This is a genomic window from Gardnerella sp. Marseille-Q9691, assembly GCF_046507715.1.
Classification (GTDB): Bacteria; Actinomycetota; Actinomycetes; order Actinomycetales; family Bifidobacteriaceae; genus Bifidobacterium; species Bifidobacterium greenwoodii.
The window spans coordinates 162,376-183,290 of the sequence record NZ_JBKFXI010000001.1 but is presented as its reverse complement, the minus strand read 5'-3'; the positions used below and the strand labels follow the sequence as shown (position 1 = coordinate 183,290).

Annotated in this window: 15 protein-coding genes and 1 pseudogene; 6 read left to right on the top strand and 10 right to left on the bottom strand. The window is 41.9% G+C overall.

The features are described 5' to 3' along the window. Positions 1 to 717: pseudogene (locus ACLD6A_RS00890) on the top strand (hypothetical protein); the annotation flags it as partial. Positions 718 to 1,078: 361 nt separating this feature from the next. Here ACLD6A_RS00890 and uvrB read toward each other — a convergent pair. From uvrB to ACLD6A_RS00865, 5 genes are all read right to left on the bottom strand, one after another. Then, positions 1,079 to 3,193, bottom strand: a complete 2,115-nt coding sequence (gene uvrB / locus ACLD6A_RS00885; protein WP_019260949.1) for an excinuclease ABC subunit UvrB — start codon at positions 3,191 to 3,193, stop codon at positions 1,079 to 1,081. Between the two features lie 6 nt (positions 3,194 to 3,199). Next, positions 3,200 to 3,904 carry a dephospho-CoA kinase gene (gene coaE, locus ACLD6A_RS00880; protein WP_410313317.1) on the bottom strand — a complete coding sequence of 235 codons (705 nt, stop codon included), beginning with the start codon at positions 3,902 to 3,904 and terminating at the stop codon, positions 3,200 to 3,202. Positions 3,905 to 3,973: 69 nt separating this feature from the next. Continuing rightward, a complete protein-coding gene (locus tag ACLD6A_RS00875) occupies positions 3,974 to 4,546 on the bottom strand; it encodes an NINE protein (RefSeq protein WP_410313316.1) in 573 nt (190 codons plus the stop codon). A 141-nt stretch (positions 4,547 to 4,687) separates the two neighbouring features. Continuing rightward, positions 4,688 to 6,187, bottom strand: a complete 1,500-nt coding sequence (rpsA, locus tag ACLD6A_RS00870) for a 30S ribosomal protein S1 (RefSeq protein ID WP_004134642.1) — start codon at positions 6,185 to 6,187, stop codon at positions 4,688 to 4,690. Positions 6,188 to 6,325: 138 nt separating this feature from the next. Next, a complete protein-coding gene (locus ACLD6A_RS00865; RefSeq protein WP_004134643.1) occupies positions 6,326 to 7,207 on the bottom strand; it encodes a bifunctional methylenetetrahydrofolate dehydrogenase/methenyltetrahydrofolate cyclohydrolase in 882 nt (293 codons plus the stop codon). A 123-nt stretch (positions 7,208 to 7,330) separates the two neighbouring features. Between ACLD6A_RS00865 and ACLD6A_RS00860 the strand changes: the two genes are divergently transcribed. After that, positions 7,331 to 8,383, top strand: coding sequence for a metal ABC transporter solute-binding protein, Zn/Mn family (locus ACLD6A_RS00860; RefSeq protein WP_004134645.1), 1,053 nt, complete (start codon positions 7,331 to 7,333; stop codon positions 8,381 to 8,383). 149 nt (positions 8,384 to 8,532) lie between these two features. On the opposite strand, the gene ACLD6A_RS00855 is transcribed toward ACLD6A_RS00860, so the two are convergent. Then, complete coding sequence (locus ACLD6A_RS00855) at positions 8,533 to 9,129, bottom strand: CarD family transcriptional regulator (protein WP_410296009.1); 597 nt, start codon at positions 9,127 to 9,129, stop codon at positions 8,533 to 8,535. A 135-nt stretch (positions 9,130 to 9,264) separates the two neighbouring features. Between ACLD6A_RS00855 and glgB the strand changes: the two genes are divergently transcribed. From glgB to ACLD6A_RS00840, 3 genes are all read left to right on the top strand, one after another. Then, positions 9,265 to 11,538 (top strand): 1,4-alpha-glucan branching protein GlgB, encoded by a 2,274-nt coding sequence (gene glgB / locus ACLD6A_RS00850; protein ID WP_410313315.1) that lies wholly within the window; start codon positions 9,265 to 9,267, stop codon positions 11,536 to 11,538. A 17-nt stretch (positions 11,539 to 11,555) separates the two neighbouring features. Then, positions 11,556 to 12,308, top strand: a complete 753-nt coding sequence (locus ACLD6A_RS00845; protein WP_004127943.1) for a response regulator transcription factor — start codon at positions 11,556 to 11,558, stop codon at positions 12,306 to 12,308. 91 nt (positions 12,309 to 12,399) lie between these two features. Next, positions 12,400 to 13,509, top strand: coding sequence for a sensor histidine kinase (locus ACLD6A_RS00840; RefSeq protein WP_410313314.1), 1,110 nt, complete (start codon positions 12,400 to 12,402; stop codon positions 13,507 to 13,509). 14 nt (positions 13,510 to 13,523) lie between these two features. On the opposite strand, the gene ACLD6A_RS00835 is transcribed toward ACLD6A_RS00840, so the two are convergent. Next, the gene (locus ACLD6A_RS00835; RefSeq protein WP_410313313.1) at positions 13,524 to 14,243 is read right to left on the bottom strand and encodes a ComF family protein; all 720 of its coding nucleotides are present in this window, start codon (positions 14,241 to 14,243) and stop codon (positions 13,524 to 13,526) included. 275 nt (positions 14,244 to 14,518) lie between these two features. Beyond that, positions 14,519 to 15,340 (bottom strand): HAD-IIB family hydrolase, encoded by an 822-nt coding sequence (locus ACLD6A_RS00830; protein WP_410313312.1) that lies wholly within the window; start codon positions 15,338 to 15,340, stop codon positions 14,519 to 14,521. A 120-nt stretch (positions 15,341 to 15,460) separates the two neighbouring features. On the opposite strand from ACLD6A_RS00830, the gene ACLD6A_RS00825 reads away from it, so the two are divergent. Next, positions 15,461 to 15,889, top strand: a complete 429-nt coding sequence (locus tag ACLD6A_RS00825) for a metallopeptidase family protein (protein ID WP_004128242.1) — start codon at positions 15,461 to 15,463, stop codon at positions 15,887 to 15,889. Positions 15,890 to 15,896: 7 nt separating this feature from the next. On the opposite strand, the gene ACLD6A_RS00820 is transcribed toward ACLD6A_RS00825, so the two are convergent. Then, positions 15,897 to 17,471, bottom strand: a complete 1,575-nt coding sequence (locus tag ACLD6A_RS00820; RefSeq protein ID WP_410313311.1) for a DUF5719 family protein — start codon at positions 17,469 to 17,471, stop codon at positions 15,897 to 15,899. Continuing rightward, a complete protein-coding gene (locus ACLD6A_RS00815; protein ID WP_410313310.1) occupies positions 17,458 to 20,853 on the bottom strand; it encodes a glycosyltransferase family 2 protein in 3,396 nt (1,131 codons plus the stop codon). The genes ACLD6A_RS00820 and ACLD6A_RS00815 overlap by 14 nt, the downstream gene beginning before the upstream one ends. Positions 20,854 to 20,915: the final 62 nt, after the last annotated feature.

Sequence of the window (20,915 nt, the reverse complement as noted above, 5' to 3'; positions counted from 1 at the left end):
AAGCCAGCTGCTCCAACTGTCACGCCTAAAGACGATGGTTCCGTTGAGGTAACACCAGCAGACGGTACTGATAGTTTGGAAATCACTTATACGCCAGAAGGTGAAGACAAAGAGAAGACCATCACTGTCAAGAAAGGCAATGATGGAAACTGGACTGGTGAAACTCCAGAAGGCGTAACCGTTGACGGAAAAACTGGTAAAGTCACTATTCCAGCAAAGCAAGTCAAAGACGGTAGTGATGTAAAAGCTAAAGATAAGAAGGGTGAAAACACTTCCGAGGAAGTTACTGGTAAAGCCAAAGACAACGGCGGAAATTCTGGTTCTGGAACAGGTTCTGATTCCGGTTCTGGATCTGATTCGGGTAACGACTCCACGCCTAACAATGGTGGTTCAACTAGCGGATCTACTACTGGTGGCAGCAGCTCTACAGATTCCGGCGCTCAAAATAGCACCAACGAATCAAGTAGCGCTGACAATGCTAACAACGCTGGTAACGCTGAAACCGGTAATGCTGGAAACAGCAATGCTGGTAACGCATCCACTGGTGCTTCAGGTTCTAACGCGTCTACTAAGTCCGGCAACAAGGTTCCTGCAAAGCATTCGTCCCAATTAGTAAAGACTGGTGCTGAAGTGGAACGAGTAGGATTGATCAGCGCAATGATTGGTGTACTGGGAGCTGCAGCAGCATTCTTCTCTCGCAAGAAGAATCGCGAGTAAAAAAGTTCACCTACAAAATTAAACAAAAGTAAACTAATAATTGAAAATAATTAGAAAAAGGAGCTGAGCCACAAACCCAGCTCCTTTTTCTATATCACTGCTCACTTACACATACAAACTCTTGTATTGTGATTCAAAACATATCTTATTTAAGAAAAACCATCTTTGAATATATTCAAATAAACGATAATAAAATCAATAAAAACAATTTTTGACAAAACTGCAATATAAAAATTGCTCTTAAACCACATTTCCGCGCATAAACAGCTGGGTGCAGGATGAGTGCAAGGTGTGTGCACCTTTTAACGTTAACATCCTGTGCACTCGACCCTACACCGTCGACATGTTTCCTCTATTAGCTTCACTTATTAGCCGCATCCATTTGACGCAGCTCTTTCTTTAGATCGCGGATTTCGTCGCGCAAACGCGCTGCAAGCTCGAATTGCAACTGCTCTGCAGCAACATGCATCTGCTCACTCAAATTTTTAATAAGCGACATAATGTCGTCTTGCGGCAACTCAGAAACATTCGCCATACGCTTTTCTTTGCTTTGCTGCCCAAGATTCGGCTCTTTTGGCACGCCATAATGCGAATTCCCAGCCTTATTAGCATTCCTGTAACCGCCTGCAAGCAAAGTTTGCGTATCAACATCCTCTTTAGCAAGCATGTCGTTAACATCACTAATCTTCTTTCGCAAAGGCTTAGGATCAATTCCATGAGCCTTGTTATATGCGATTTGCTTTTCGCGGCGGCGCTCCGTCTCGCTAATCGCCTTGCTCATAGCATCCGTAACAGTATCCGCATACATAAGCACAGTTCCCGAAACGTTACGAGCAGCGCGGCCAATCGTCTGAATAAGCGAACGGTAAGATCTTAAGAAGCCTTCCTTATCTGCATCCAAAATCGCAACAAGCGAAACTTCCGGCAAATCCAAACCCTCACGAAGCAAATTAATGCCAATAATCACATCAATTTTGCCTTCGCGAAGCTCGCGCAAAAGCTCCACTCTGCGCAAAGTATCAACATCCGAATGCAAGTACTCAACTTTAATTCCAAGCTCAAGGAAGTAATCAGTTAAGTCTTCTGCCATTTTCTTTGTAAGCGTAGTAACAAGCACGCGCTCATCTTTTGCAACTCTAGCCTTGATTTCCGCAAGCAAATCGTCAACCTGGCCTTCCACGGGCCGAACCTCAATCTTAGGGTCCAGCAAGCCAGTTGGGCGAATAATCTGCTCAACTACGCCATCCGAAAGCCCCAACTCGTAATCTCCAGGCGTTGCAGAAAGATACACAGTTTGACCAACGTGTTCCAAAAATTCGTTCCACTTTAACGGGCGATTATCCATTGCCGAAGGCAGCCTAAAGCCATGTTCTACAAGCGTTCTTTTGCGCGAAGCATCTCCCTCATACATAGCTCCGATTTGCGGCACGGTTACGTGCGACTCGTCTAAAACAAGCAAAAAGTCATCTGGGAAAAAGTCAAGCAAAGTATGCGGAGGCGTGCCAGCCGCACGTCCGTCAAAATGCCTCGAATAATTCTCAACTCCTGGGCACACTCCAACCTGGCGAAGCATCTCCAAATCATACGTAGTTCGCATTTCCAAACGCTGAGCTTCCAGCAATTTATTCTGCTTTTTAAGCTGCGCTACCCTTTCGTCACGCTCTTTTTCAATCGCCTCTAACGCGCGCTCCATGCGCTCAGGTCCTGCAATATAGTGAGATGCTGGGAAAATATGAACGCTACTCTCCTGGCGAATTACTTCCCCCGTAAGCGGATGCAACATTGTAATTCTGTCGATTTCGTCACCAAAGAACTCAATTCTCACAGCTAATTCTTCGTACACTGGAATAATCTCAACAGTGTCACCGCGAACTCTAAAAGTTCCGCGCGTAAACGCAATATCGTTGCGCTTGTATTGCATGCTCACAAATTGGCGTAATAAATCGTCTCGCTCAAGCTGCTGGCCAACGCTTAGCATAAGCATTCGCTCTGCATACTCCTCTGGAGTACCAAGGCCGTAAATGCAAGAAACAGTAGCCACAACAACGCAATCCCGTCGAGTAAGTAAATTTGCTGTAGCTGCGTGACGAAGACGCTCAACATCGTCGTTAATATTCGAGTCTTTTTCAATATACGTGTCTGTTTGTGGAATATACGCTTCTGGCTGGTAGTAATCGTAGTAAGACACAAAATAGCTCACAGCATTATCTGGCATAAGCTCGCGAAATTCCGCGCAAAGCTGAGCTGCCAAAGTTTTATTCGGCTCAATAATAAGGGTAGGCCTTTGCAAACGCTCAATAAGCCAAGCGGTTGTAGCGGTTTTACCAGTGCCTGTAGCACCCATTAAAACAACGTCGTTTTCGCCGTTTTCAATGCGATTAGCCAGCTCGTCGATTGCTTGCGGCTGATCTCCTGAAGGCTTGTATGGCGCTTTTACTACAAAAGGCTTGTTTGTGCGCTGAATTTTATTCGACATAATCTTTTACTTCCCCAGTTTCGCCATTTCAGCGCTTGTATTGTTTGCGTCAAACAACCATGATTTTAGCGTATTGTCAACACTGTTAAGCATCGATTCCATTGGTTTAGTGGAATCAACTACAAAATCTGCGATATTTTTTCGCATTTTGCTAGGAAGCTGACTATTTATGCGCGCTAAAGCTTGACTCTCCGTCATATTTCGCTCGCTTATCATTCGCTTAACGCGAATTTCTTTAGGCGCTTCAACGGTAATAATATGGTCGAAACTGAATGGAATGCTGTCAATTACTTGCGCAAGAAGTGGAATATCGTGCACAATAACTGATCTTAAATCTGCGCTTTCACAGCAACTTTCTTTAGAAATTTTACTAACATACTCGCTTTTATATTCGCTTTCTAAGAGCTTCGCAAGATTGTAAATAGCCGGGTGAATTATAGATTCAATCTTACTTAATGCTTGCTTATGCTCATCGTCGTCACCAAAAATATGCTCAGCAATAAACGCGCGATTTAAAGAACCGTCTTCCAAAACAGAATTTTCCCCAAAAATTCCTACGATTTGCCTCAATACTGCACTTCCCGGTTCCACTACTTTACGCGCTAAAACATCGTAATCTATAACAAAAGCGCCAAGCGAATGCAAATGGTTTACTACTGTAGATTTTCCGGCAGCAATTCCGCCCGTTACCGCAATACGCATTATTGTCATATATAAATTATAAGTAATGCCCCAGTAACTAATTACAGGGGCATTATACGCTAAATAATAATTGTAAAATTAGTCTTGAAGTTCAGCTCCATCGGCATCCTTATGCCACTTAGAACCAGGCTGAGAGCAAAGAATGCAAATTCCTTCAATAAATGCCCAAATTCCAGAAACAAAAGCCAGCAAGCCGAAAGAAAGAATAGAAATAAGCAGCTGTGCAATCGCCTTTCCTTTAAAACCAAGATAGAAATTGTGCACACCCAAAGCGCCCAAGAAAATGGCTAACAGGCCTGCAGCAATCTTGTTACGAGAGCTTCTGTATGTGTTTGATGAATAATTAGATCCATAGTTAGAGTAGGAAGATGCTTGATTGTACTGAGGAGCAGACTGAGAGTACTGACCATATTGCGGCTGAGCATTGTATTGAGGCTGAGCATATGAATTCTGATCATACTGAGTCTGACCATACTGTGGCTGAGCATTGTACTGAGGCTGAGCACCATACTGGGATTGGTTGTTATATTGTGGCTGAGCCTGGTTATACTGCTGAGACTGATCATTGTACTGTGGCTGTCCGTACTGAGTCTGATTGTCAGAGCCGGAGTAATCTCCAGTTTGATTATCTAAATCACTCACAATAATCACACTTTCTCTCGTAAGAAATTTATTTTCTTAAAAACTATATAATAAAAAATTAATAAATCAAAGCGTTATTACTAAAGATATTAAAAGATGCCCCGATGATTACTCACCAGGGCATCTTATTTATAAGCTTTTAGCAGAAAACTACTTCTTTTCGCTCAAAAGCTGTTCGCGCAAAGCTGCGAGCTGATCGGAATCAGCTAAAGCACCTTCGTTAGAAGCCTCAGAAGAATAGTTGGAAGCAACTTCTTCCTTCTTCTCTTCCTTAGCTGGCTTCTTTTCAGCTTCCTGCTGACCGTCAGCAGCTGCAGATTCAGCAGCAGCCGCGAGTTCCTTAGCAGCAAATGCCTTGTGCTCTTCCCAAAGCTCGTGAGCTGCAGCATACTGAGCTTCCCACTCTTCACGCTGCTGCTCGTAGCCAGCCATCCACTCATTAGTGTTTGGATCGAAGCCTTCTGGGTACTTGTAGTTACCTTCAGCATCGTACTCAGCTGGCATGCCGTAGAGAGCTGGATCAAACTCCTCAGAAGCTGGATCAACAGCCTCATTTGCCTGCTTCAAGGAGAGGGAAATGCGGCGACGGTCGAGATCTACGTCAATAACCTTAACGAATACTTCTTCGTTAGCCTTAACAACAGTTTCTGGGTTCTCTACGTGACGGTTTGCAAGCTCAGAAATGTGAACCAAGCCCTCAATGCCATCTTCAACGGAAATGAACACGCCGAACTGAACAATCTTTGTGACCTTGCCCTTAACAACCTGTCCAGGAACATGGGTGCGAGCGAAGCGCTGCCATGGATCTTCCTGAGTTGCCTTAAGGGAAAGGGAAATACGTTCGCGATCGAGATCAACGTCGAGAACTTCAACGGTAACCTTATCGCCAACCTTAACAACCTCAGATGGGTGATCGATGTGCTTCCAAGAAAGCTCAGACACGTGAATGAGGCCGTCAACACCGCCGAGGTCAACAAATGCGCCGAAGTTTACGATAGAAGACACAACGCCTTCGCGAATCTGACCCTTCTTAAGCTGCGAGAGGAAGGTCTCGCGAACTTCGGACTGGGTTTCCTCAAGGAACTGGCGACGGGAAAGCACAACATTGTTGCGGTTCTTATCGAGCTCGAGAATCTTAGCCTTAATCTTCTGACCAATGTATGGAGAAAGATCGCGCACGCGACGCATCTCAACCAAGGAAGCTGGCAAGAAGCCGCGAAGACCGATATCAACAATCAAGCCGCCCTTAACAGCTTCAATAACGGTACCTTCAACGATGCCGTCTGCATCCTTAATCTTCTCGATGTCACCCCAAGCACGCTCATACTGTGCACGCTTCTTGGAGAGAATAAGACGTCCTTCCTTGTCTTCCTTAGTAACAACAAGGGCTTCAATGGTGTCGCCAACTTCAACGACATCATCTGGATCAACGTCTTTCTTGATGGAAAGTTCACGGGAAGGAATTACACCTTCAGTTTTGTAGCCGATATCCAACAATACTTCGTCGTGATCAATCTTTACGACGGTACCTTCAACTAAATCACCATCATCAAAATTCTTGATGGTTGAATCGACTGCTTTGATGAAGTCTTCTTCGGTGCCAATATCATTAATCGCAACCTTGGCGACTTCGTTATTATTCTCTGCCATTATTTATTAGTGGTTTCTTCTTGGGGTGGATATTACTCGATATTTAGTTATAGTTATGCGCGATACTACGCACACAAAGAGCTAGTTTATAGGCAGGCCTAGCCAAAATTACCGTTTTAGTCCGGGAGTGTCGAAATATTAATTTTGAAGCTTTCTTTCAGCCATATCAACAACATTCGCAAGAAGCATAGCGCGTGTCATAGGGCCTACTCCACCAGGATTTGGAGAATATGCTCCAGCAATCTCACGGCAAGCAACATCAACATCGCCTTTTATACGATATCTTCCTGCTTCCTCGTCAAATATGCGAGATACACCAACATCAACTAGAACGGCGCCAGGTTTAATATCTTCTGGCTTAACAAAACCAGCACAGCCCATTGCAGCAATAATTACGTCAGATCCACGCATAATTTCCTGCAAATTTTTAGTACGAGTGTGGCATAGTGTAACAGTCGCGTCTACTCCCCTTCTTGTGAGCAAAAGACCAATTGTTCTGCCAACTGTAATTCCTCGACCGAGAACACAAACGTTTTTACCAGAAAGATTAATTCCATACTCGTCTAACAAAGCTAAAATTCCACGAGGAGTACAAGGCAAAGGCGTTGTAATATCTCCAGAAATATGCATCACAAGCTCGCCTAGATTATAAGGATGCATTCCATCACAATCTTTTTTAGGATTGATTGCGGAAATAATTTTTTTAGAATCAACGCCTTTAGGAAGCGGCAATTGTACAATAAAACCTGTGCAAAGAGGGTCATTGTTCAATTGCTCAACTGCTTTAAGAATGTCATTTTCGCTGGCATCTTCTGGCAAATCACATCTGATTGAACGAATCCCAACTTCTTCGCAATCTTTGTGTTTTCCAGCAACATACTTTAATGATCCTGGATCATTTCCAACAAGTAAAGTACCTAATCCAGGTTCAATACCATTTTTACGCAATAGCGCAACGCGTGCAGACAAATCTTCCTTAATTTTGCCAGCAAGTGCCTTACCATCAAGAACAATAACCATAAAATATGCCTCCCAACTCGCACAATTCGTAAGGATAGGCTATCGTGAGGTATAGAAGTGTATTAGTCGACAAGCAAAACTAATGTGCGCCGACGCACTATTATCAAAGAAGGAGCCACAGTGATGCGTACCATTATTTGCGCGGCAAAAAAATTTGGCAAAACCGTTTCAACATGCCTTATTGCATCTGCAGTACTTCTTGGATTTTCGGCATGCGGTCAGCAGGTAGAAAAACCAAAAGAAAAACCTAAAACAGCAACACAAATAACTGTTGTATCTACTGTAGATACTTGGGGCAGCTTGGCTAAAGAAATCGGTGGTAAAGACGTTAAAGTCGAATCGATAATGGCTGGCGCAAATACTGATATCTCATCTTTTAAGCCTAAACCAAAAGACTTGGAAAATATGCAGGATGCACAAGTATTAATTACAAACGGCGCAGGATATGACGATTGGGCTTCTAAAGTGCATCCAAAAAAGGCTGAAACTATTAGTGCAGCTGCAACAGTTGGTGCATTAAATGGAGATAATCCGTACTTGTGGTTCTCTCACGATGCAAGAGAAGCTATGGCTTCATCAATGGCTGATACTTTCTCAAAGGTTCTTCCAGCTAAGAAGCATGATTTTGCTCAGCGACTATCTGAATGGCAAAATAGCGAAAAGAAATTAACAAGTTCTATTAGTGATTTTGCTAAAAATCATAGCGATGCAAAATATGCTTCTACCTCGCCAATTCTGTTCTGGCTTATGGCAGACATGAATGTAAAGGATGCAGCTCCTAAGGAATATTCTGACGCTATAAGCAATAACAATGATCCACAGCGTTCAAGTGTAGAAGAGTTCCAAAAGCTTATTGAAGATCGTAAGATTGATGTTCTTATTAGCGACAGTCAGCAAGGTAACGATGTTCTTAATCTTCTAAATGGTACTGCTGGCAGAAGCTACACTTCGACCGTACGCGTAAGCGAGCTTATGCCTAAGTATGCAAATCAGCTAGATCAGTGGATTTTGAAGATTTGCGATGATCTTCAAAACGCTCTTAACGCCACAAAAGATATGCGTAAGAATATTGATGATCAAGATACACCAAAGAAACCTATTACTAAGAAGCCAACTATAGCCAAGAATACTGATCCTAAGAATTCAAATCAGGGTCAGCAAGATCCAGGCAAGTAAATAGTAACAAAGCTTCGATCGCTATAATAAAAAATCTCTTGCACCGTTTGATGCAAGAGATTTTTTTATTGCTTAAATATAACAATTAATTTAATTTGTAAAACAGTTACATTATTAAATTAACTAATTAACTAATTAAAAATTTAGACTTACTTCTTTTTTGCTTTTTTATTACGCTCTTCTAAAAGAAATAAAGTCTGAGATGCAGGCTCATCAGGCGCGCAAGTATGATGCTTATCATCGCCTTCCTGAGGGTCTTTGTAGCCAAGATTTACATCAAGAAGACGCTCAGCTTCCATTTCATCAATCTTTTCAGACAAAGCAATTTCAGAAATTAGAATACTGCGAGCGCGTGAAAGCATACGCTTTTCGCCAGCAGACAGGCCATGCTCGTCTACATCGCGTTGAGATAAATCACGCACAACTTCAGCAATATTGTTCACATCGCCGGTGGCAATCTTCTCTACATTAAGCTTGTAGCGCCTAGACCAATTCATTTCTTTTTCAATAATTGGCGTGCGCAAAATTTCAAAAACTTTTGCTACTTCTTGAGCCCCAACAATGTCACGTACGCCTACTTTTTTAACATTGTCTACTGGTACGTTAATTTCCAAACCATCTGACGACAACACTACTAAGCGCAGATATTGACGAGTTACACCTTTTACAGTGCGCTCACTTATTTCTTCAACACGAGCTGCACCGTGACGAGGATAGACGACCATATCGCCGACTTGATATTCCAACAGAACCCTCCGTACGCACAGAAAAACTCATAACAGTTTCCCATAAGGGCAAGACTTGAAAAAACTTTCATAAATTTTTCACAATACTGCGAAACACACGCGACTTATAGCAATAAACCATGTATGATAGTCAACATGAGTACAGTTACTAACATCAATGAAGATGCAGTCGCAGTCCCAGTCCGTCAGGACGTATTAGCTGCGGTGAGCAATGCAGAGTATTACAATCCACATGAGGTTCTCGGCGGCCACCTTGGAACTGACAAGGGTGCTGACACTGTAACCGTCCGCGTTTTACGCCCAATGGCAAAGAAAGTAGTAATTCTCACCAAGAGTGGAGAATACGAAGCTAAACATGAATATAATGGCATTTTTACCGCTGTTATTCCTGCAGTAAAGCATGCTAAAGCTAAGACTTGGTCCGTGCCAAGCTACCGCATCCATACTGTAGAAATTGACGGTTCTGAATCAACAGACGATGACCCGTATCGCTATTTGCCTCAAGTTGGCGATCTTGATATGTACCTATTCGGCGAAGGTCGTCATGAACGTCTTTGGGAAGCCTTAGGCGCACATGTTAAGACTATTACAGACTCTTGGGGTCTAGTTTCTCCTGAAACAGGCAAGATGGTAAAGAAAGTAACCGGCACCGCTTTTTCTGTTTGGGCACCGAATGCTCGTGCAGTTCGAGTTGTTGGAAACTTTAATTACTGGAATGGTCGACGTCACGCAATGCGCTCGCTTGGATCTTCCGGAATTTGGGAACTTTTCATTCCAGGTGTCACTGCTGGCGAAGTATACAAGTATGAGATTCTTACTCAGTCTGGCAACTGGATTATGAAAGCCGATCCAATGGAACGCTCTCACGAAGTTCCACCAAACACTGGATCCATTGTTGTCGATTCTGAATTTAAGTGGCACGATACCGACTGGATGGATAAGCGTGCAAAAACTGACGCACACAATGGTCCAATAAGTATTTACGAAGTACAAGCTAACAGCTGGAATCGCGATTTAGGCAATTATCGCGAGCTTGCCGACCACTTAGTTGACTACGTGCAAAAAGAAGGCTTTACTCACGTTGAGTTTATGCCTCTTACACAATACCCATTCTCTGGATCTTGGGGCTACCAGGTTACAGGCTACTATGCTGTAGATTCTCGACTCGGCTCCCCTGATGACTTTAAGTACCTTGTGGATAAGCTCCACAAAGCAGGAATTGGTGTCATTATGGATTGGGTTCCTGCCCACTTCCCTAAGGACGACTTTGCTCTTGGACGCTTCGATGGCACAGCGCTTTACGAAGATCCTGATCCTATGCGCGGCGAACATCCTGATTGGGGTACTTATATCTTCAACTTTGGTCGCCACGAAGTTCGTAACTTCCTTGTTGCCAATGCTTGCTTCTGGTTGGATGAGTACCACGTTGACGCACTGCGCGTCGATGCAGTGTCTTCCATGCTTTACTTGGATTACAGCCGCGAAAATGGTCAGTGGAGGCCAAATATTTACGGCGGACGAGAAAACCTTGAAGCTATTGATTTCATTAAGGAAGCAAACGCTACTGCTTACAAGAATAATCCTGGCATCATGATGATTGCTGAGGAATCTACTGCTTATCAGGGCGTAACAGCACCAACCGATATGGGCGGTTTAGGCTTCGGCTTGAAGTGGAACATGGGTTGGATGCACGACACATTGCAATACCTTAAGGAAGAGCCAATTAACCGTCGTTGGCATCACAATGAGATTACATTCTCTATGGTTTACGCGTATTCTGAGCATTACGTGTTGCCATTAAGCCACGATGAAGTCGTATATGGCAAAGGTTCGTTGCTTGGAAAGATGCCAGGCGATGAATGGCAACAGTTCGCAGGCTTGCGTGCTTTGCTTGCATACCAGTGGTCTCACCCAGGCAAGAACTTGCTGTTTATGGGCGGAGAAATTGGACAGTCAAGCGAATGGAACTTCAATACTTCTCTTAACTGGAATGAATTGCAGTGGCCATTCCATCAAGGAGTGCAAAAGCTTGTTGCAGATTTGAACGCCTTGTACAAGAGCTCTAGAGCTTTCTGGAGCCAAGACTTTACACCTGATGGTTTCCAGTGGCTTACAAGTGATGATTCCGACCACAACACATTAAGCTACATGCGTATTGGCGATGACGGCGAAGAAATTGTTGTAGTAGTAAACTTCTCTGGTCAAGCTTGGCAAGACTACCAGGTTGCGTTGCCAAAGGGTGGCCAGTGGGAAGAGATACTCACAACTGATGACGCAAAGTATTGCGGTTCTGATATTCACAATGGCACATTCACTGCAGCTGCTGAAGAATATCATTCTCGCCCGTACTCAGCAAGAATTACTGTTCCAGCGTTAGGTGCGGTATTCTTAAAGCCAGTACAACACTGAAAGGTTTATTAAAAAATATGCTAAATGCTCCATCAGTTAGCAACACGCTTCGTACCATTCTTGTGGTTGAAGATGAGCCAGATCTTGCTACAGCAATTGCACAACGCATTACTGCTCAAGGCTGGAGAGCTAGAGTTGCTGCTGATGGAGCATCTGCTGTTAGAGCGGCAGAACAGCTTAAGCCTGATCTTATAATCATGGATATTATGCTTCCAATAATGGATGGCATTGAGGCTACACGTAGGATTATTGCAAAAAGACCCGTTCCAATTCTTATGCTTACTGCTAGAGATGCGGAAGCAGATAAAATAGTTGGTTTAAGCGCTGGCGCCGATGATTATATGACTAAGCCTTTTTCTCCTCGCGAATTAATTGCTCGCTGTGCAGCATTGCTTCGCCGAGTAGAAAGAGCTGCTCAAATAGCAAAAACTATGGAAAATGAGCGAACTCTTAATTTTGGAGCGCTTGTTATTAAACCTCGTCAACGTCAAGTAATGCTAAACGATGAGGAAGTGCATTTTACTCCTACTGAATTTGATTTACTTGCGACTTTTGCAAGACATCCACATAATGTTTTTAAGCGCGAAGAGCTACTAGAACAAGTATGGGATTGGCCAGACGCTTCCGGCACAAGAACTGTTGATTCTCACATTAAGTCACTTCGCCATAAGATTGGTTCAGAGTGGATTCGCACAGTTCACGGTATAGGTTACGCTTTTGAACCACCTATGAATGATTATGAGCAGGTGCTTCAATCACAAGCTTCATAAAAATTACCTAATATAACACCACTTTTTACATAATTATTGTGTAATTTTATACATAAATTATTAGTGCAAAATCTAAAATTAATTAACTATTATGAAAAAACATATATTTAAGAAAAATACTTCTAACAAGGAAAAATCTAGCAATATATTAAATCAAAATAAGCAAGAACATCGTTACCCAAATCGTCCAGTTGGATTTTTTTCATCTCTAAAAATTGAGCTTTCTGCGATTATTGTGTTCGCAACTGCTATTGCATTCGTAATGGCATGGTTTTTGCTAAAAACAGGCTTAAACGGCTGGATTGCTATGCCATTAACATTAGTTGTTGCATTGGGAATCACTTACGTTTTTTCAAGAGGACTTACTGCTCCTCTTCGTCAAATGAAAGATGCTTCAGAAGCAATGGCAGACGGTGATTATTCCGTAAGAGTTGCTGTAGAAAATCGACGCGACGAAGTTGGTAAACTTACGCTCGCTTTTAACGAAATGGCTGAGGAACTTGAGCATGCTGATCAAATGAGACGCGAACTTATAGCAAACGTAAGCCATGAGTTGCGCACTCCAGTATCTGCTTTGCAAGCAATGCTTGAAAATCTTGCAGATGGTGTTGTTGAGCCTACTGAGTCCAATATGGAAGCTATTTTGAACCAAACACACAGATTATCGGATCTTATTGCTTTTCTTCTTGACTTATCTAGAGTTGAAGCAGGGGCTGAAAGCCTTAATATTACGTCATTTAATTTTGCAGATTTTATTGATGAAATTATTGAGCCTCTTGAAATAGCTGATGCTGGTCATAATCATGAAATTAGCGTTCAGATTGAAAATGGTATTGAATTAACAGGAGACCAAGACCGTCTTTCACAATTGTTTACTAACGTTATTTCCAACGCGCTTAAACATTCAAATGACGGAACTCGTGTGCTAATCAGCGCTCATATTAACCATCTGCAAAATACTGTTGTAAGCAACGTAGTTAATTTTGGTAATCAAATTCCTATGGAAGCTCGAGCTGATATTTTCCGTAGATTTGTTAAGGGAAATAAAAGAATTGGCACTGAGTCTGGCGGAACTGGATTAGGTTTGTCAATTGCTCGTTGGGCAGCTGGACTACATAATGGCACTGTGAAAGTAGTAGATGACAAGCGCGGCCCTAATTTCGAAATAACGCTTCCTCTAAACTACAATAAAGCGCAATAATTCAAAGAAATCAGCTATTTATAGTCTTCTGTGCCATCCCCAGAGCTACTAACGCATGCTAAGGAAAATCCAGATATAACGCTTACATTAGCTTTCTGCAATGCATAAACGCAGCTGCTCATTGTAGAACCAGTTGTAACAATATCGTCTATAATAATCGCCTCATGCTTTAAATTGCGATTATTTGCTTGCTCTTTTAGCTTGCGATAATTAACGCAAAAGGCATGCGAAGCTCTTTTAGACCTACCCCTAGATCCGCCAGTTTGAACTGATTTTGAACTAATGCTTGAATCCATGCGAACAATATTCGCAACCTTAGCTTCAATACCTTCATTACACAATTTTTTGGCAACAATATTAGCAATTGGAATAATGTGACGACGTCCGCGACGCCTTGTAGACGAAGATGAAGACGGCATAGGAACTACCAATATTGGCCCATTACTATTAAAACTATTTTTTGAAGAGTTGTTTTTAATATTATTTCTAAAAACTTTTAATACTAGATTTGCAATAAATAAGCCGAATATTTTGTCACATGCTGTATCTGCATGATCTTTCCACTGCAATATTGCGTGTCTAACAACACCCGAATAATCTCCGCAAGAATAACGATAACCAAAAGTCATGGAATTAAATTGAGCGCGCTTATTATGTTGAAAAGCTTCAACGCAATTTTCGCACAATACTAAATCAGGAGTATCGCAACCGGCACATCCTCTTGGAAGTATCATATTATACAAAATAATTATTAAATTTAGCCAGCTAATTGAAGAATACCATTTTTCATCAGCATTATTATTGCAAGATGTGCTATTGCAATTTTTGCACAAAGACGCAGATGCGTGACATGCAACTCCCCTATTGCATGCCACGCTTTTATTCTGCATCTTATTGTGGCTTATTTCATTGCGTCTCCCAGCCATAATGTAAGCATAAATTAGAATTAGTTAACTATAAAAATAAAAAATACCATTGTGGTTAAAAGCTATTTATTAAATATTTAAACCTAAGCACTCAAGTAATTAAGAACTTTAATACAAAGAGTTAAAGTATCTTCAGGATTTTTAACGCGCACGGCTAAAGCTCCGGTAAAAGCGGTTGGATAATCGTTACCGCCAGGTTCCATATGATCTCCAATAAAAGTAATTTTTTTAATAGAAAAATCACAATATTTAGCTAATGTGAGTAATGCCTGAGCTTTATCATCGCCTCGCCTATACACGTCTACGCTCGTATCTCCTCCTTGACGAACCGCAAAATTTGGAAGCGATTGAGAAATTCTTTTAACAAGCTGAGCTTTTAGTTTTCCTTCTGGATCCCACGCTTTCTTATATTCGACTGGAGCAAGCTGACCCAATGCAGAAAAAGTTATTTGACTACCACGATTTTCAATTTGCTCTCCCCAAAGCATTGAATCTACAGAAGTCTTCCACAACCCCATGCTTTCAGCACACTCCCGCATTACAGAAATAACATGTTCTGCTTGATTTGGCTCAATTTTATGTTCATAAACACATTTCAAAGACTGTTTATTGTCGATTCTGTAATAGCTAGTGCCATTAGTAGGCATAATATGAAGATTTTCGAGATTAGTTCCTTCAGTAAGCATGTCTAGTATTTGACTTTTAACTAAAGATAATCTTCCGCCTGTAATAATAGCAACAGGAATTAAATCAACAATTTTACTAAAAGTTTCTGCCATTGGAGCAAGCATAGGTTTCTTAGAACAAGCCAATGTATTATCTAAATCAAAACCAATAAGCGAAGATTGGGCAATACTTAAGCCAAGATTTAGCTCATTGCAATCATGCACTATTGGCTTAAGCATTCAGATTACTCCTAACTTTTAAGACTATATAACAGTATCCCATATTGTGCTTATATTGCACACACCGTAAAAATCAAATTAATAATTAAGATTGCCCTAGGCTTCACCTACAGTGTAAGTATGACAGGTGTAATTTGGGAGGAACGTCGCTATAGAAACCGCCACGGACGAGGCTTGCGCGCACCAATTTTTGGCACTAGGCTTCCACAATACCGCACTGCTAGTGCAATGTTTGATTCCATGGTGGCTGCACAAATTCGACGCCTTAATGGAGCTTGGAAGGCTCTTACAAAAGATGTTCAATTTGCTGTAGAAGATGTTCCACCATCTCAACCAATACTGTGGGAACACAATAGACGAATTATGTCTCAAGCATTCCCAGCAAGTAGAGGAATGCAAGCTCGAATTGTATTGTATCGTCTTCCTTTATGCACTCATGTAACAAGCAGACTAGAACTTCAATACGCTATTAGAGATGAGCTTGTGCAACGTTTGGCTGAATTATATGGGCGCAGGCCAGAAGAAATTGACCCTGATTGGGGAATATAATTATAGCTTATTGCACAATATGATTGTCACTATTAACATGCACTTGAGCTTGTTGCGGCTCCAATGATTGAGAAGCAAGCCAAGCAATACCTGCAACATTAGCTTTGTCTAAATCATCTTTACGAATTCTTGCAGACAGAGAAATATTTTTGCTTGATTTAACAGTAAACATTACGGCATTATGAGATATGTCTGATGCTGGAACAGTAACTACAGAATGCGCAGGAACGCTAACACGTTTCATTCCAGATGCACCAACTGCTTGTAAGAATACTGAAGAATCAGAATCACTTGTTGAAGCAATATATAAAGTCGTTTCTTCAGCGCTTACAGGAGAAACAATCGCGCTAATTCCTTGAGAACGAGATGCGCTAATAAAAGCAATATCTGACTGTCCATCTTTACCATCTCGGGAAACAGACATCATTGCAGACGTTTTAACAGAACCAGTAATACTTAAAGCATGAACTTTTTCTGGAACTTTTCCAAGATCAATAACTTGCAAATTATGAGATTTTACAGATAAATCTTTTACTGTTTGAGCTCCAGAATCATTCATCCACGAAATAGTTACCTTACCGTCTTTATCTGGCCACACATATGCTTTTGCTTGTTCTGACTCATTAATTCCAGACAAAACAGTTTCGTAAGACATAGCGCTTAAAGCTCGAATAATATCAACACCTTTTACTGTAAGACCGCTCATATGAACGACTTTTACAAAAGCAGCAATAGGTGTTTGCTCACTTTCTACTTGAGCGTACAATCCGGAAGATTTAGGTGCTGCAGCAGAAAGATCAAAATATGCGTGAGAGTGAGCTGGAACAGTAAAAGCACTTCCAGTAGATAGATTAATAGGATTACTTCCACGCTTAGCAGACCACGCTCGCACACGCACTACTGTTGGTTTTGAAGCAGGATTAAAAGCCTCTAAACGAATAGAAACACCTTCACCTGACTCTGGAACCAAGAAAGTCTGTTTCATGGTAGGAATAGAGCAAGTTGTTGCAGACAATCCGCGAACATCACCTTTAGTTGCCCAAGATGCCATTGATGCCGCTATTCCTGTGCCAGAAGCAATGTTAGATAAACGCCCTTCTAAAACTTGCGCATCGTGATTTACATCTCCATCATAAGTAAGAGATGAAGTTCCGTCATTATTTAATTTTTTACTTAACAAAGTTGATTCGTCATTAGTATCACGAATATTGTGCACACTAGCACGATACACGTCACCAAAAGTCGAGTATCTAGCAGAAGATTGCAAGTCTCCTTCTGATTCGTTGTATTGGCTATCTCCGTATTGTGCCAAATCAGGTAACGATAATCTAATAGGGCATACAGATTGCAAGCGGCTAACACCAACACTGTGAGAAACACTACTAGTTGGAGCATTAGCATTATCTACAAAATTAGGCATAGTGCAACACAATGCCACAACACAAGCAACTACTAAAAGAAATATTGCGCTAAATGTTGCAAGAGCAGCAACGCCAATCATTTTATTATGCTGCTTAATTTCTGATTGCGCAGGCACTTCACCATGTTTTGAACTATCATGAGGATTTTTACGCCAACTCATCTAATTCCTCCTCATGCAAATCGTCAGAGCGCTCAATCATATTATGTCGTCCAAAACGAGGAACAGCTACCAAGCAGTATACTAGCAATACGATTGCAGTGGACACTACCCAAGGTATTCTCCAAGTTAATGGCCTAGAACGATAATATGGGGATGTTTCTGAAAGCGACTTAGAATCTGGCATGCCATCAAACCTGCAATAAGTTCCTTGAGGCATAGATACTACTAATTGCGTGCTTTCAGATGCGTTTACATGCGCAATAAGACTATCCGTAGCTTCTTTATTTACCTTGCTTGGCTGCGGCTTGGAAGAAGGCTGAAGCAACTGTTGTATTGACATTTTTGATTCTGAAATTACTTTATGATTACCAGAATCTCCAACAATATAAATACCGCCAATACCTAACTGCTTTAGTGTTTCAATTGCACTATTATCTGCATGAGATAACAGTTGAGCTGCGGCACGAGATATTGCTTTGTTGCTTTGAGAATTGCCAAATATTACTTGTCGGACACGAAGAGCTGGAGATTGATCAATAGAATCTCCCCTAGAAGTGCGCATAACAGCAATAGACAGCTCATGATTATCTTGTGCACGCAAAGCAAGTATGCGATGAGTATCATCCTTACGCAAGTAATCAGTTACAACCATAGGCAAACCATTACTACTTGCGGAGATTGATGTTGCCGGACCGCTTAATACTGTAAAAAGACCCAAAAGAACAGCCATAGCTAACATTCCACTTGCCAGAGCAGCACGAGCAATACGAATTACGTGACGTATAAAACGTTGTGCAGATCTGCGCATTGCGGCGCGTCTATCCGTACGAGTCTTATATTTTTCAGTAGATTTATAATCTTTATTCTTAGAAGCGCGCAAAGGCTCAAAACGTCTAACAGCTTGGCCGGCGACCATACACATGCATGCCAAAACACCAACAGTAGATAATGCAACTCCTGGCAAAACACTTGCAGCAACAGGGCCATTAATATCAGACGCAACAACAATACGCTCAGCAACTAGAGCCAAGGCCATTCCGCTAATAATCACAACCCACATCATTCTAGAAACACGCAAAGCAAACGGAAGAACCAAAGATGCCACAGCCATAAATACTGCAAGAACAGCAAAAATCAGCATAATTATTGTTCTCAAGCTAAGCAATGGAGTGTTAATAGCAAAATGCGCAGAAGTCATATTGAAAGCTTGAAGAAGAACATCAACATAACCTTGAGCACGAGGAGCACCCTGTACGCTCCTTAACGGAACAGACATGCTAGAGAACAATTGACGCCACATGCCAGATTCTCCGTATCGAATAGCACTGCCTATTGTTGGAAGCAGTATCATAATCGACGGAATTGGCATAAGCAAAAACATGATTCTATGCGAGCGCACCATAATAAATGACGCGATGAAAATAACAACAAGAGGCAAAACAAGTTGAGGTTCTGCAGCAACAGGAATCATAAAGCTTAGTGAAGCAAATGCAGCGCATTGAACAGAAGGCACAGGACGAACAGGATCTTCTGTTACGTACATTCCAACAGCGTGGAAAGCAAACGCAAATGCTGCAGGCAAAAATACCATTGTCATTAGCATTGGCAAATCGCCGCGAGCGAATAAACCAAATGCCATTGCAATCATAGTCCAGCAAATTCCAGAACAAACACGCACAGTGTCAGAACGCGTAAACACGCCTGCTAATGCCCAGAAGCTCAAGCACATCGCTGGAGCAGCTAAGAAGAACATTAGCGTAATAGCAAGTAAAGTGTTCCCGCCAACTAATACTGAAGAAAATAGCCAAATACTAAGCCACGGAGAAGGAGGAATAGCAGGACCAAAACCATCATCAGGAACCCATGATCCAATAGCAGCATTCCATAATTGATTAAAATCAGCGCCTGTAGGAAGCCACTGCTGAGAATACCAGGATGCTCCGCCTAGAATCTCACGCCAAGGAGAACCATATAAATGCAATATAACTGCAAAAAGCAAAAGCGACGCAAGAATAACAGCACTCCAACGTCTTAATACACGATCATGCAAATGACGTCTTGCTAAAGGACTTAATAGCACACAATGCTGCTGAGCTTTGAACGCTGCACTACGATCTTTCCATCGTGCAACCTGACGCCGGTCTGCTATAAGTTGCGTAAGTTTTTTAAGCGGAACACGAGTGTTTCGAGCTACTCTCCTACGAGCAAACATGGCATGCGGGAACTGAATAAGAGCAAGCCATGGCAAAATAAGACGCACCCAAGCAGCATAAGGATGTTTAGCAAGCAGAGAACGTAAAGCTCCAACTAACGCAATCGGTAAGCTAAAAATCCACATAAATGGCCATAAAATCATACGGACATCAGTGTATTTGTAACGCTGATTGGCAATAAGTGAAGGCGCTACGCCGTGTCTTAGCCCGGACTTTTCTTCAGTCCTAGCCTCGCCTCCGCGAGTGCGCAAACCTTCTAAACGAGCTCGTCTGTGAGCAATACGAGCAGAAGGAACTACAACTACTCGCCCGCCAGATAAAGATACTCGACGGCAAAAATCTCTAGATTCACCAAAAGTTGTCATCCATGGTTGCGTACCGCGCAAAGTCTGCCACGCGGTCAATGTAACTAAAGCTCCAGCTAAAGATACTGCGTATACATCTCCACGACCGTCATACTGTTCTTGATCCGGCTCACCGTCAACTGTAAGAGTATGAACACTGTGATGCCAAGCATACATTCCAACATTGTGAAGAATATTTCCTTGCCAATCAATCTGTTTTGCGCCTAATACAGAAGCAGTAGGATTGTTTCTCCAAGTTTCTCTTAAAGCTTCTAAACAGTGGGAATCAGCCGGGCGAGAATCGTCATGAAGAAGCCACAATGCAGAAATCCCTTTGCAAGGCATAAGCTTACGCAATGATTTCTCAATAGCATCACCAAAAGAGCGGGCAGAGGAAACAGGAATAATAACTACTCGAACTGTTTTTAATTCTAAATCGTTATTGTATTGAATATTTGCCCTATATTTAGCGTCACTATTATTGGCTTTGAATTTACTATTAGGATCAAGTAAATATTTATTAGATTTATTAGAACTTGGAAGCACATTTCCTGAAAGCACGTTTGAGCCAATTTGTACTTCCATTGTTGTTTGCATAACCTGCTTAACTCTACTAGCGCAATCAACAATAACAAGAGTTCCTGGAAGAACTGACTGATTCAATACAGCTTTTAAAGTATCTTCATAAAATCTTGTGTCACGCTCAACACACATCATCGCCATTATTGAAGAATCTACATCAGTAGGACGCGATGATTTTGCAGCAGAAAGAACTCGCAAAACTTCGTCTTCAAATGTACATGTATGAGCGGTTAGTAAATCCATAGTTACCAGTTTACGCAAGGGGTAGGTATCCAGCAAAACACGCCATAAATATATAGACACAA